Genomic DNA, 14391 nt, shown 5'->3' with positions numbered 1-14391 from the left:
ATTCAAATTGCAGGCAGGCGGCAAGGGAAATCCAGACGGGGAGCATACATTAGTATGTGACCCGGCTGGTTTCATGCCGCCAACGAACCTGCGGTTTGAATGAATAAGGGTATATACACTTTTATCTGTAATTATCACTCCTAAACCGACAGAAGACAGCAACGAATATGACCCAAAAACCTGATTCTCATTACATGCGCCACGCAGCCTGTACCGACAAACAAACACAGCGCAATATGCTGATACAGCGCTTTCTCCGCCTTCCGACCTTTTGTGTGCTTTTTCTGGCCGGTTTTATGATTTATCAGACCTGGCAGACACAACAGAATGAAAGTTACATTGACGGGCAGATAACCGGATACCCGCGTACAGAAATGCGTGATACCCGTTCAGGGCAACAGCTTGTCGGCTGGCCGCTGGTTAAATTTGTCACGCCGGATAATAAAATTGTGACATTCACTTCACCGGATAGCCTGGTTTGTCAGTCAGAATGTCAAACCGGCCCGACCGGTGTTTATTATCAGAAAGATAACCCGGCGAAAGCACAGATTGCGGACTTCGGCGCCCGCTATGGTGAAATGATTGTCTGGGGAGTGATCGCCTTTGTGCTGCTGTGTACCTATATTCTGCACAGCTGGCGTCTGCGAATCCTGATGCGCCGCCGTCACGGCACATTATAATTGGCGCATTGCAATTGAGCGTTACCGGCGGGGGGACGTTTCAAACCCGGTAATCAGCCCGTATGGGTCGATGCGCAGCCAGTAGCCATTGACCCACCAACTGTGCTCACCGTCACTTTCTCTGTCACACCCCACTCCCACCTGCGCCATTCCCCCGCTATACGGATGTGCGCATTCATAAATGGCCGGGATCACCAGTTTTCCGGAGACACTGTCAGCAAACCCGATTTTATCCCCGATTTTGACACGGTAACGACCCTCAGACGCATAATCAGGTCCGTTATCAAAATAGTAAGGCGCATAAGGTTCCTGCAAATTTATATCCACAAAATGAAAACCGTAAGTCCTTTTGTCCTGATAGAGACAGACCTGATACGGGTTATCCGGTTTAAAGCACTCATCTGCATCTGAAGGGGTTTCTGACCGCACCTGAACCCATTCGCGGGCTTTCACCGCCTGAGTATCAGAACAGGCCGCAGCCGACAGCAGTACTGCCGGTAAAAGCACCACACTCAGAAACCTGCGCATCATTTACTCTCCGGTTTTATCAGCATCGGGTATAAGTACAGGCAAATCATCCGGTAAATCGTCATAAGATTGTTCTTTGTTATGAAACGAAATATAGCCGGATTGCTCCTCACAAGGGACATTATCACGCCAGGCGCACTGCTGAGACAGGCGCGGTTCGCTGATCCCCATCCACTGAGCCAGAAACGGCAACATAGAAAGCCCGCTGCGGCGTGACTGAACCGTTTTTTGTTCCGTTGCATCATAGGAGGTCAGAAAGAATGGTACCTGATAATTTTGTTTAAATTCATCAGAATGCACCAGATTCATCGTATCAAGACCATTGTCTGTCACACGCAGACCATGATCGGAGAAATAGATCATCGTCCAGTTTACATGGTGCTTATCTGCGTCCGTTGCTATCTCTGACAGAAATTTATCGGTATTCGCAATGCTTTGCACATAGCAGGAGATATTTTCAGATGTAATAAATTTATCAAACTGATTATTGGTCCGCGCACAAGGCTGTGGATGTGATCCCATAAGATGGATAACAATCAGCCGCTTACGGTTATCAGATGGCTCTGCAAGAAGACGCAGGATATCCGGACGGAGATTTTCATCCTGAAAATAATCGCGATCCTCCGCACTCCCCTCTTTCAGAAAGACCGTGTTACCCGCCTGCTTTCCTATCATAGCAACCGGAGAATCATATTTGCCGCGTAATCCCTGATTAGAGAGCCAGTACGTTTCAAATCCGGCCCGTTTTGCCAGAGTAATCAGACTGTTATTCAGATCGCGTTTGGTACTTTCACGCAATGTAAACGCATTGGTCAGAGAGGGCTGCGTAGCACCGGCGGCAGAAATAAAATCCATAAATAATGTGCCGTTTGCCCGGCTCATCCAGGGGGTATTTTCCGCATAAGGGAAACCATATGCCTGCATAAAATCTTTACGGACACTTTCGCCGATGACCAGAATATAGGTGTCATACTTCCCGGAAACAGCAACCGGTTTCCAGTTATCAGGGGTCTGAATTATTTTTGCGAAATGACTGTTGGATGCCATCACGTCGTTATAGCTCTGGGCAATATCATAAAAGAAACGAAATTCAGGCAGACCGGAATCCACAATACTGAATTCAGAATTCCAGCCCGCTTTAACCACATTTTTTACCGGTGACCAGAACGCCGGAATAAAGAAAAGTGCAAACAACCAGTAGCGCACCGGTTTTCTGACATTGATCTTTAACCGCATTGCAATTATGGCACAGCCGAGCAATGCGGCCATAAACAGGTAAATCCGCAGAGATATTCCCAGAAAAAATTCAGCAGACTCACGACTGTTAGTATAAATCAGTGAACCGACTGAATTTACATCAGGAAAGCCATAATTAATTCCTACCGGCGCATAAAATATGCCGGCCAGCGCATAAAGTAGTATCACCACCAGATATACCTTACGGCTCACGGATGCAATAAAAGCGAAAAATGCCAGCGCGCTAAAAATATACACAAGCTTTGGCGGATAGCCAAAACTGATATGCAGAAGATAAACAAAAAGAATTAATGATGCCTGAGATAAAAGTGCTGAAAATCGTATTTTTTTATACATAACCTGACAGACAATATGAGAGAAATCACTCAATCCGGAATACATACAGGTGACAAGCTACGCAGGCCGGGCCAAACGTTGCTCAGTCATCACCCGGGCATCCTGAAGTATGACGAGTATCACTATGATATTTATTGCGCGGTATTGTTCCATAACCAGAGAATGTGTCAATTCAAAAGTCAGCGCAATATCACAGCCCCTTTAATTTTGATGAAAATAGAGACTATGACACTATTGCCCGCCATAAATTAATTGATTATTAAAATTTTGAGTGATGAATAAAATAAGGCTGAGATCAGAAAGTCAGTCAGAACAGAAACAGCAGAAAATTCACTCTGCTGTTTCTGCTATATCAGCAAATCGAATTAACCGGTAACCACCACGGCAGCAGCAGCCTGTTTTGCCACAGACACCGCCTCTTCGGTACAGGACGCCGTTGCCAGCGCAACACCCATCCGGCGGGAGCCGTCAATGACCGGCTTGGCGAATAAACGTAACTGAACCGTTCCGTGCAGTGCATTTTCCAACCCGCTGTAACACACATTATCACTGGTCAGTGAAGGCAAAATAACAGCTGACGCCGCTGGTGCATACTGAATAATATCCCCCGCCGGCAGTCCCAGAAATGCGCGTACGTGCAGTGCAAATTCAGAGATATTCTGTGAAACCAAAGTCACAAGCCCGGTATCGTGCGGTCGTGGTGAGACTTCATTAAAGATAATATCGTCGCCGCGCACGAACAGTTCCACGCCAAACAGACCAAAACCCCCCAGCCCGTTCACTATCGTCTCTGCCACCTGCTGCGCCCGCAGCAGCGTCGCGTCAGACATCGCCTGCGGCTGCCATGATTCACGGTAATCGCCGTTTTCCTGGCGATGCCCGACCGGGGCGCAAAAATGCACACCGTCGACGGCGCGAACTGTCAGCAATGTAATTTCATAATCAAACGGGATCATCCGCTCGACAATCACCCGCCCTTTCCCCGCACGACCGGCATCCTGGGATGCCCGCCAGGCCGCACTCAGTCCGGCTTCACTGCGGATAACACTTTGACCTTTACCCGATGAACTCATCACCGGTTTGATAATACAGGGAAAACCAATCTCACCGGCGGCGCGGATAAACGCGGCTTCATCATCAACAAAGCGGTATTCTGATGTCAGCAAACCCAGCTCTTCCGCTGCCAGACGGCGGATACCTTCCCGGTTCATCGTCAGCTTCACGGCATTGGCGCACGGAACAACATTCAGCCCCTCCTGCTCCAGGCGGTACAAGGTGTCTGTCGCAATCGCCTCAATTTCCGGTACGACGTAATCAGGCTTCTCTTTGCGGATGACAGACTCTAACTCTGCACCATCGAGCATATTGATAACATAACGGCGGTGCGCAATATGCATAGCCGGTGCATTATCATAGCGATCAACGGCAATTACTTCGATTCCCAGACGCTGGCACTCAATTGCCACCTCTTTACCTAACTCTCCCGCGCCGAGCAGCATCACTTTTGTTGCTCCCGGACGTAACGCTGTGCCTAACATTGTCATTACTGTCACCTGTTCAGAAAATACCGGAAAATAATGGGTATCATTATATACGCAATCGTTTGCTTTAGTCACTTATAAACCGGGCAGTAAATTAATGTGAGTACTTAACGCGGTTTCATACCCAGACCGATTTTTGCGGTATTTTTCCGGTGATAGCGGATAAGTGAGAGGATACAGAACAATAATCCCAGCCAAATAAGTGAGAAACTCACGCCTTTAACTGCATCAAAATGTTCATTAAAGAGGAATACCGCCAGCAGGAACTGAATAGTCGGCTCCAGATATTGTGCCAGCCCGATGGTTGTCAGTGTGGTTGAACGTACAGCAGCAGTAAAAAAGAGCAGCGGCAACAACGTCACCGGCGCGGTCAGGATAAAGCAGAGGCGGGTAAAACTATCGGCTGTGGCAAATGTGCTTTGCCCGGTGCTTTCCAGCCAGAAATAGAGCACAACCGCGAGTGGCAGCAGCCACAGACTTTCAATCAACAGTGATGTGGTCAGATCATAGCGGATAAATTTACGGATGAACCCGTAAAATGCAAATGCGGAGCCCATCATCAGCGCCAGCCCCGGCAGTCGCCCGTATTGAATCAGCTGATAGCCCACCCCGGCACAAACAAATAACAATGCCACTTTTTCAGCCCGTCTCAGGCGTTCATGTAAAAATACCACACCGAGCAAAATAGAAAACAGCGGCGTAATAAAATAGCCATACTGGCTTCAAGCACTAAATCATGTGTCATCGAATAGGTGAAGGTACACCATGATACCGCCATAACGCCGGTACTGAAAAAACAGAGAAACAATGAGCGCTTATCTGCCCATACTCCGCGAAAACGGGTACGATTTTTCAAAAACACACGGACAAGCAGTAATAACGGAATCGACCAGATAACCCGCTGAGATAATAACTCCAGAGGTTGTACGCCCGGCAAAAGACGATAAAACAACGGCGTTATTCCCCATAAAAAATAAGAAAAAATCGCCAGCATCGCGCCAGATCGTAAAAACATGGTTCAGTCAGTCCCGTTAGTTATTATCCTGACATCTATCATACCCCTCTGCTCCGCAAATCCCATGCGTCAGCTCAATTTAAATACCTGCAATAAGTTGAGGATCATCATTATCTGGACATGTTTTTTGCTATTACAAAAAAGAATTAAATTCGTCAGTGAATTACAGGAAAAGTACGTATTTATAATTCACTGCATGACGTTCAAAATATGTTCATGAAAAATATAATAAGGACTACGTGCATATAACTACAAAACATCAATTTAACTTGATTTTTTCATTGGTAACGTTAACATAATAAGTATCATTAACAATTCAATTTTGGGTATTATTCCTAATATTGGATGTTAACGTTAACTTAGCGTAGTTATAGCTAGATAGATCCCCTGATTTTTTATACCCTGAAAATCATTATTACTGTTAATGCATTGATGATAAAAGATAAATAATCATTTAATGTTCATTTTCATGATAATCAGAGTAACAACGCAGACTTCCCCCTCCGGAGATTAAAAAATCATCCGTGCGGTAGCTTTGTCCCTAAAAAATGTTGCTGTTTTTTTTTAAATTCAAAAGTTTAACGTTAACATCATAAGATTAGTATGATTAATTATCATTATGATACGTAAACAGAACGTACAGCATAAAAAAAATACAATTGAAAGTTTTATGCCTGGTTATTCCGTGAAATTTGCTTATTTAACTGCTTAAACTGACAGATAAATCCATTTACGGGGAAATGAACATTTAATAAACAGCATCCGGACTGACCCGTGCCGGTTAATAAATAAAATTAACCTGAATCAGACGGAATAAGAAATAAAACGGCAGGGTGAATATACTGAGTCTGTACAAATGTGCAGTAAGCGGAGAACGAACAAAAAACAAGCCGGATTTCAGAGTGAATCCCGCTTCAAAACGCGGCAAGGTACATACACGCGCCCCTGTGACCGGCGTTCTTCGATAAGATGTAATGCAGCCGCTTCACCTAACTGATAATAAGGTGACTGGATTGTTGTCAGTGGCGGATAAAATAACTCACCAACACCCGCCATATTATCGAACCCGAGAATACCGATCTGCTGAGGAATTCGTATTCCACGGGTTAATAAGACCTGATAAGTGATAAATGCAATACGGTCATTTCCGCAAATAATACTGTCGAACAGTGGCGTATTATCAGGACAATACCGCTCAATCAGTGAAATAGCATCGCGGTATTGTGTATCAGGGTGCCTGATATTGTGTTGGATAAGGTCATCACGGCATAATTGTGCATCCTGCCAGGCATCCTGAACAGCATCACGACGGATACCGGCAGAGACAGACTCTGCGGGCAGCCAGAGACAGAGCGGGTGGCGATATCCCTGCGCAATAAGATGTTTGGTTGCATTGTACTGACCATGGTAGTCGTCCGGAATATAAGCCGGCAATGAATCATCAGTTGAATCAAAGCAATTCGTCAGTACCAGATTTTTATCCCGCAATAATTCAGGGATTTCTATTTCGCGCAGCTTCATACTGGTGACAATAATGCCATCAGGTCTTTGAGACAGTATTTGTCTGGCTGCATTGGTTAAATCATCCTGTGATGAAATATTGACAACAAAACTGCTCCATCCATATTTTCTGGCGCACTGTTCAATAGAGAGAAGAAGCTCAACAGAAAAAGGGGTCGATGCTGTATCAAAAGCCAGAACACCTAATCCTGACAGCTTTGTGCTTTTTCCCCTGATTTTACGGGCTGATAAATCAGGCACGTAATTCAGAACGTCAATAGCATGCTGAACCTGCTTCAGAGTATCAGGTTTCAATAAATCAGGATTATTTATCGCTCTCGATACTGTCATCAGAGATACTGATGCCAGCCGGGCAACATCTTTAAGTGATGCCATATTATTATCAGTAGAAAATGAGTATAAATTTCTGTAGTACGAAAGATAAAGAAAAGTATGAGCAATCATTTATAACATATCAGCACTATAACCCCAAGAGTAAATGTAAACATTTGTTTCACAAAAATAGTGTAATAACCTATAATTAAACAAAGTCAGGCAAGGCATAACCAATTGTTTTTTATATTCAAAATAAGAAAAAATGCCAAATTACTATCACTTTTCTTCAAGACTGCACACCGATTAGGAAATGAACTTCCTTATCTATTTAAACATTTTATTGAAGTTATCTTGTCTACAATACCAGCGGTTGAGTAGATGAACTTAAGTAAATTCAACACCCGTGTATTTTATAAGCAAATACCTTTTTATTTCAGTATCCTATTTTAATAAAGGAGTTATTTATGGATGCCGTTATTCATTTGATCAACTGTGCAGACCTGCCAAGCAACAATATCAACTTCATGCTCGACGACATGAATTGTGAAGTAAAATCCTACTCATCTGAGCAGGCTTTTCTTAAATACTATGTTAATACGCCCAAAGAGCATGCCCGCGAATGTATTATTTTGGAAGTCGGTGAGTCTTCAGCAGAAGCATTTTATCTGATTGATGAACTTAAACGCCTTAAAAGTATTATTCCGACAATTGTTATTACCGCATATCCCTCTTTTGAAACCTGCCGCCGGGCCTTCAAAGCCGGTGTACTGGAGTTCTTTAAAAAACCAATTAATTCTGAATTGCTGGTTAATGCTATTCATGATGCATTTGGTCAATATGAAAAAAGCCTTAATAAATATCACACTTATCAGAGGCTTAAAGATAAATTTAGCAAATTATCCGCACGCGAGAAAGAAGTCATGGATATGATTCTGGATGGTAACACCAGTAAGGAAGCCGCACAAAAACTGTCTTTGTCTCCGCGCACCGTTGAAGTTCATCGCTCTAATATGTATACCAAATTACGTATTAAATCGTTGCCTCAGCTTGTGCAGGAATACGATTTCTACAAGAATTATTCCGATTCCATCTAATTCAGATTGATATTATTATTTATATTCCGTTATTTATAAGAAAATAACATACCGATGATTTTATACTTTTACTCTTGTCTAATTCACTTAACTGTCTTTGGCATATTTCCGTTAATGTGGGATCGGGTATATTACCAGTGATCCCACCTAAAACTGAGTATTTTACTTATTACAATAACTCGTAACAAAGTAACATACTAAATTTATCTGAATCATGTACAGGCTATCAGTACATGCTGTAATTAGTGATATTGTCTGAAAATTAATTTCATAACACCACTTTTACCTTCAATAAAAAAACCACGATAATAAATTTATACTTAATTACGCATTTTAGTATTTTGTTACAATTTTGGCATCTGACTTTTTAACACCTTTCATACGTAAAACGGGTGGCTGTTTCGCTGAATCCCGCTTTCAACGTTTCTGCTTATTTAGCATATCAAAATAATATTATTTCCTTTTGACTGGTATTTTGTAACTCAATAGTGCTGTGTTAATTTTCTCATTTTACAGAAATTAACAGTCATCCGGATCATCAGATACAAAAAAGGCATCCAAGGGATGCCTTTTTTTATATCTTTATACCCTTATTCATTCAAACTGCAGGGTCTGGGCTACCCTCAGCCAGCCGGCTGCAACCTGAAGAACGTTGGTATCTGCAATTTATTCAATTTTCAGTACATTCAGCGTAATCATCGACATTGAGTTTGGCGGGATCTGACCTTCAATTCCTTCAACACCGTAGCCACCCTCTGGTTTAATATAAACATCAACCTGTCCGCCGACACCGGCAAGAGACACAAATTTCGCTAAATCTCCCGGCAGTTCGTTAAACGGAACCACGGCAGGTGCATCTTTACCATGAGAAACGGTTACTGAACCATCTGTCAGCTCTTCACGCATAGCAAACGTAATTGTTTTACCTTTCAGGGCTTTATTTTTTTGTCCCTGTTTTGTCACACGGAAATAGACATCCGGCGACATTTTTTCATACTTCTGACTTTCGAGCCGGGTAATCAGCTCTTTATTTTTCCGTTTATTCAGTTCGCCAACCTGCTGGAATGTGTACGCAGTAACCGCTTTATTTTTTTCTTCTTCTTTCGCTATCTTAGTATTCAGCGTGTTATTAGTCGTACGCTGTGTATTGATAGTGTCTTTCTGCTTATCCATTTCTTTCTGTAATGCGGTATATTTAGCAGCAATATCAGCATTCTCTTTCAACTTAGCTGTGGCTTTTACCAGCTCGGCATCTTTATCTGCCAGTTGTTTTTTCTGATTATCCAGCTGCGTATTCAACTTCGCTAACGCCACATCGGATTTAGCTAACGTTTCAACCTGCTGCGCTTTTTCTTTTAACTCTTTATCCAGCCGCGCAACCCGCTGCTGCTCGGCGATAAGTTTTTTATTCAACTCAGCATTATCTGTCTGTATTACTCCGCTCTCTTTTTCTGAACCGGAGACTTTTGCTGATAACACTTTTTTATCGGCGGTCAGCTGGGCGATTTTTTGTTCAAGTGTCGCTTTATCGACAGCCAGTGCAGCCAAATCTTTTTTCAGATTATCGCTCTGGCGGACATTTTCAATTTCTCTGCTCTGTAACTGAGCCATCAGTTTGAGCTTATCGGCATCGCGCTGCTGTAACTCTTTTTCCAGCGCCTGTAACTGACCGGAGACTTTGGTCATATCGGTCTTTTCTGAACTCAGCAAAGCCATGCTTTTCTGAGAACGTTCTTTATCTGCCGTCAGCTCAGCAATCTGTTTTTCCAGCCCGGATTTATCCGCACTCAGTGTTGTCAGCTCTTTTTTCAGCTGTGCACTCTGTTTATCATTATCACCACTACGCTCTGTCAGTTGTGCAGCCAGCACCTGTTTTTCAGCATCACGCTGTTTCAGTTGCAGTTCCAGCGCACTCAGTTTTTGCGTGACCGCCGCCATATCCGCATTTTTACTATTCAGCTGCGAGATATTTTTTTCAGCCGCAGCTTTATCCGCGGTCAGTTGCGTAATCTGTTGTTCCAGTCCGGCTTTATCCGCACTCAGGGTTGTCAGCTCTTTTTTCAGCTGAGCACTCTGTTTATCATTATCGCCACTACGCTCTGTCAGTTGTGCAGCCAGCACCTGTTTTTCAGCATCACGCTGTTTCAGTTGCAGTTCCAGTGCACTCAGCTTTTGCGTGACTGCCGCCATATCCGCATTTTTATTACTCAGCTGCGCGATATTTTTGCCGGCCGTAGCCTGTTCTTCCGTCAGACGGGCAATTTGCTCAGCCAGAACGGCTTTATCTGCTGTCAGCGTTGACACATCTTTCTTCAACTGCGAACTTTGTTGCTGACTATCTGTCGTTTTTTGTAACAACTGCATAGCAAGCACCTGCTTTTCCGCATCTCTTGCCTGAAGTTGTTTATTTAAATCCGCCAGTTGCTGTGTCATTTTCTGCATTTCTGCATTTTTAGTATTCAGCAATCCGGTATTTTTTGCTGATGCCGCATTATCTGCCGTCAGCGTTGTAATCTGTTTTTCCAGCCCGGCTTTATCCGCGGTAAGAGCGGTCAGCTCTTTTCTCAGTTGAGCACCCTGCTTATCACTGTTTGTTTCGCGACTGGCCAGCTGTGCTGCGAGCGATGATTTTTCCGTATCACTTTGTTTTAGTTTTTCTTCAGTCGCTGCCAGTTGCTGTGATATTTTTGCAATATCCGCATTCTTGCTGCTGAGCAAGGCAATATTTTTTTCCGACAGATTTTGATCCGTACCCATCTGTGCAACCTGTTTTTCAAGTGTTGCTTTTTCTGTCGTTAACGCCGCAATACGGGTTTTCAGCTGTGCATTCTGCGTGCTGTTTTCGGTATCCTGCAATTGCAGTTTTGCAGCAAGCCGCTGTTTTTCAGTCTCTTGCGCCTGTAATTGTTTTTCAAGCTCTGCCAGTTTTTGCGACACCTTTGCCATGTCAGCATTTTTATCCTGCAACAGAGCCATATTTTTTTCTGCTGCTGCACTGTCTGATGTCAGCCTGGTAATTTGTTTTTCCAGACCGGCTTTATCTGCCGTCAGTGCCAGTAAATCCCGGTTCAGAGCATCACTTTCTTTTGCTTTATCGGTGGTCAGTGCCAGCACTTTTTCAGTCAGCTGCTGTTTATCCGCTTCCTGCTGCTGTAACTGCTTTTCAAGCTCCGTCAGTTTTTGAGTAACTGCCGCCATATCCACATTTTTGTCCTGTAACAGAGTCATATTTTTCTCTGCCAGGTCTTTATCTGTATTCAGTTGTGCAATCTGTTTTACTAACAGTGCCTTATCGGTAGTCAGTGCCAGCAACTCTTTTTTCAGCTGATCGCTCTGTTTGCTGTTATCTGCCGCCTGCTGACGCAACTGAGTTGTCAGACTCTCTTTTTCTGCATCACGAACTGCGAGCTGTTTCTCAAGCCCGGTCAGTTTCTGTGAGACTTTTGCCATGTCGGCATTTTTGTCCTGCAACAGAGCCCGATTTTTTTCTGACAGAAGGTTATCAGCTGTCAGTGTTGCTATCTGTTTATCCAATGCACTTTTTTCTGCAGCAAGTGCCAGCAAATCAGCCTTAAGCAACTCAGTCTGTCTGCTGTTATCCGCATCTTTCTGCGAAAGTTGTTCAGTCAGTGCTGATTTTTCAGCATCACGGGCAGCCAGTTGTTGCTCTAATCCGATAAGTTGCTGTGATATTTTTGCCACATCAGCATTTTTATTTTCCAGCAATGCAATATTTTTATCTGACAGCTCTTTCTCTTTGTTGAGAGATAAAATCTGTTTTTCCAGCGCTGTTTTTTCGCCGGTCAGTGCTGCAATCTGACTTTCTGACTGACTGTAGCGTGATAAATTTTCACTTATCTGCTGATTCAGTGAATCAATGGTTTTTCTGTTTTGATCCAGTTCAGCGGCTAACTGCGAGTTACCGCTTTCTGAGGCAGCTTTAAGCTCATTGTTTGCCAGAGTCAGCGATTTTAACGCCATCTCATTTTTTGCAATCTCAATGAGGGAATCATCATAGTCGCGCTTAACCTGCTGGTACTTTTCGTTCAATGCCGCCAGTTCACGGCTCACATCCTGTAGTTTTACACGGGTGAGACGCAGCTGTTTCTGTGTATCCGTCGGCTTAAACCAGTTTTCAGGTTCCAGCACACGGGCCACAGTCAGCGGCAGTTCTGAAAAATAAGTCATTGAACGGAAAGGTTCACCCAACATGGAGAACATAATTTCCGGTGTGAGGATAAGTGAGGAGGATTGGCGTCCCGGAATAGGCGAGAAAACAAATCCCTTGTGTTTTCCGCTCCATTTCTGGCTGTCACGAACCAGATAAGCCGGCGACCACTGAGGGTATCCGACAGGAATAGGGTTGGTTACAACAACCGGTTCCTTAACCACAATAGTTTCACATTGTGCCGGCACAGAGATTGCCGGGGCTGTTGTTTCCGCTTTCTGAGTACTCACTGTCCGTGTTGCGCGTTCAGACGCAGACGGGACAGGTTTTCTTTCTGCACGGGATACTTTTTGTGTGCCCTTGCGTGACGACCCGGTCGTTTTTCCCACAGATTTTACTGCCGGAGACTGATCAACCCGCTGAGCGGGATACCTATTAGGTTGCGAAACGGAAGCAGGAAAATTGCCTGAGTCTTTCTCAGTCTGAATATAACGATCAAAATCTTCTATAACCTGATTAAATTCAGATGCCGTTGCCGGTTGTACTACTGCAAACAATGCTACCGTAATACACAACCTAATGTTCAGTCTCATAACCCGTTAACCTTCTCCAGGGTATTCTCAATAGACAGAACAGAGTAATAACGAACCTGCGCGCACAGGACTTTGGTTTTCGCTTCAACGGTCATTTTCAACAATTTAAGCGTATCCGGGCTGGCAGTTCTTTCAAGCTGACGATACAGTCCGTTGATCTGGCTGATTTCACGGAACGCAGACACCATCTGACTATAGTCTTTTGGTGAAATCGTTTTCAGTGAATCGAGTTCTTTTATACACATGCTCAGCTCAGGGGAGACCGGTCCGGAAGAGTGCTGCAATTCAGGTTTTGGCAAAGGTGCTGATGTTCTCACCGGCTCAGGCTGAACCGGCTGAACCGGTTGTGCCACTGGTGCCGGGGCAGGCGGAATAAATAATGAACAACCTGACAGGGTTACAACGCCTCCTAACAGGAGTATCCCCGTCATTTTGCTCAGTGCTGTCTTGGATAACATAGTTTCACCTTAGAGAAATAATTTGGCCACTGCTGCGTTGTGCAAAAATAGGCACCAATTGTATAGCCAGAGCTTGTGAAAATAAACTCTAACCTGTCACAACTCAGGCTTATATAACATACATTACGCCGCGGGTGAGTCTGAACTATTCGTTTTTTGTTATCCGAACACCTTACCACAGCCGCACAATCTGAATTTTCATGCTTATCGCGCTAACAATTTTTCTTCGTTATTATTCTGCTCTGCCGGCCTGTTGTTACAGACCGAGAACATAAATCAGCCAATTTATTTTACAGGATACGTTCCGGATAATTGCCGGAAATTCTGTAATAATTAATCAAAACATGTATCAGGGTATGTGTATACGTCCAAAAAAGAACATAAAAAATAAAACTATCCCTGATGGCGTATTATATCTTATTCACGAATAAAATCGATTAACCGCCACAGACAACTCTGCTGTAAATCTGAAAGCATTACGACAGTTGCAGGATAAGTGCGCAACCTGATGTTATCCTGAGTTCTCAGCCGGAGTATAAATGAATATTTTGTGTGTGTTATCTCTTTTTTCTTAATTCTGCGACAGTGCTTGTGTTCCGCTTTACCTGCTTATTTTCCTTATTATTTAATGATAAAACCATTATCTGTACATAATTTAAAATTAACAGGATTTATCAGGTTTATTACGCTTAATATGACTGATATCGCTATCAAACAATGGATTATCATTCTGTCTCTGTTTAGTGCCGGATTATCAATAATGACGATATTTTCTCTCTCAATATGAGAGAGAACCGGAAAATAAATCGGCGTTTTACCGTACTCCACCTTATTTTTTTTACCTTAGTCACAAATTCCTCAGTAAATTACGCTATTTCTCCCTGC

The 14391-nt window shown here is 43.6% G+C and carries 8 protein-coding genes and 1 pseudogene; 2 read left to right on the top strand and 7 right to left on the bottom strand.

Features of this window, described 5'->3' with window-relative positions:
* Nucleotides 1-167 precede the first annotated feature (167 nt).
* A complete protein-coding gene (locus AYY17_RS12705; RefSeq protein WP_067424187.1) occupies nucleotides 168-680 on the top strand; it encodes a hypothetical protein in 513 nt (170 codons plus the stop codon).
* A 21-nt stretch (nucleotides 681-701) separates the two neighbouring features.
* Here AYY17_RS12705 and AYY17_RS12700 read toward each other — a convergent pair whose 3' ends face one another.
* The 5 genes and pseudogenes from AYY17_RS12700 to AYY17_RS12680 all read right to left on the bottom strand — a co-directional run bounded on the left by AYY17_RS12700 (nucleotide 702) and on the right by AYY17_RS12680 (nucleotide 7253).
* Nucleotides 702-1211, bottom strand: a complete 510-nt coding sequence (locus AYY17_RS12700; RefSeq protein ID WP_235845379.1) for a WG repeat-containing protein — start codon at nucleotides 1209-1211, stop codon at nucleotides 702-704.
* On the bottom strand, nucleotides 1212-2801 hold the full coding sequence (locus tag AYY17_RS12695; RefSeq protein ID WP_067424479.1) for a sulfatase-like hydrolase/transferase: 1590 nt from the start codon (nucleotides 2799-2801) through the stop codon (nucleotides 1212-1214).
* 365 nt (nucleotides 2802-3166) lie between these two features.
* A complete protein-coding gene (purT, locus tag AYY17_RS12690; RefSeq protein WP_067424477.1) occupies nucleotides 3167-4345 on the bottom strand; it encodes a formate-dependent phosphoribosylglycinamide formyltransferase in 1179 nt (392 codons plus the stop codon).
* A 104-nt stretch (nucleotides 4346-4449) separates the two neighbouring features.
* A pseudogene (rarD, locus tag AYY17_RS12685) lies at nucleotides 4450-5357 on the bottom strand (EamA family transporter RarD).
* Nucleotides 5358-6254: 897 nt separating this feature from the next.
* Nucleotides 6255-7253: a LacI family DNA-binding transcriptional regulator gene (locus AYY17_RS12680; protein ID WP_067424185.1), complete on the bottom strand. Its 999-nt coding sequence runs from the start codon at nucleotides 7251-7253 to the stop codon at nucleotides 6255-6257.
* Between the two features lie 404 nt (nucleotides 7254-7657).
* Here AYY17_RS12680 and AYY17_RS12675 point away from each other — a divergent pair, with 404 nt between their 5' ends.
* Nucleotides 7658-8287 carry a response regulator transcription factor gene (locus AYY17_RS12675; protein WP_067403684.1) on the top strand — a complete coding sequence of 210 codons (630 nt, stop codon included), beginning with the start codon at nucleotides 7658-7660 and terminating at the stop codon, nucleotides 8285-8287.
* A gap of 666 nt (nucleotides 8288-8953) precedes the next feature.
* Here the strand turns inward: AYY17_RS12675 and AYY17_RS12670 are convergent.
* A complete protein-coding gene (locus AYY17_RS12670) occupies nucleotides 8954-13048 on the bottom strand; it encodes an FKBP-type peptidyl-prolyl cis-trans isomerase (RefSeq protein WP_067424183.1) in 4095 nt (1364 codons plus the stop codon).
* A complete protein-coding gene (locus AYY17_RS12665; protein ID WP_067403679.1) occupies nucleotides 13045-13506 on the bottom strand; it encodes a hypothetical protein in 462 nt (153 codons plus the stop codon). The genes AYY17_RS12670 and AYY17_RS12665 overlap by 4 nt, the downstream gene beginning before the upstream one ends.
* Nucleotides 13507-14391: the final 885 nt, after the last annotated feature.

Source organism: Morganella psychrotolerans, from assembly GCF_001676055.1.
GTDB classification, from domain to species: domain Bacteria; phylum Pseudomonadota; class Gammaproteobacteria; order Enterobacterales; family Enterobacteriaceae; genus Morganella; species Morganella psychrotolerans_B.
Note: the sequence above shows the minus strand (reverse complement) of the source record. Positions and strands in the feature narration are given on the sequence as shown.

Coding starts and splice junctions, on each gene's coding strand:
- AYY17_RS12705 (WP_067424187.1), top strand. CDS start 168: ATGACCCAAAAACCTGATTCTCATTACATGCGCCACGCAGCCTGTACC.
- AYY17_RS12700 (WP_235845379.1), bottom strand. CDS start 1,211: ATGATGCGCAGGTTTCTGAGTGTGGTGCTTTTACCGGCAGTACTGCTG.
- AYY17_RS12695 (WP_067424479.1), bottom strand. CDS start 2,801: ATGTATAAAAAAATACGATTTTCAGCACTTTTATCTCAGGCATCATTA.
- purT (WP_067424477.1), bottom strand. CDS start 4,345: ATGACAATGTTAGGCACAGCGTTACGTCCGGGAGCAACAAAAGTGATG.
- AYY17_RS12680 (WP_067424185.1), bottom strand. CDS start 7,253: ATGGCATCACTTAAAGATGTTGCCCGGCTGGCATCAGTATCTCTGATG.
- AYY17_RS12675 (WP_067403684.1), top strand. CDS start 7,658: ATGGATGCCGTTATTCATTTGATCAACTGTGCAGACCTGCCAAGCAAC.
- AYY17_RS12670 (WP_067424183.1), bottom strand. CDS start 13,048: ATGAGACTGAACATTAGGTTGTGTATTACGGTAGCATTGTTTGCAGTA.
- AYY17_RS12665 (WP_067403679.1), bottom strand. CDS start 13,506: ATGTTATCCAAGACAGCACTGAGCAAAATGACGGGGATACTCCTGTTA.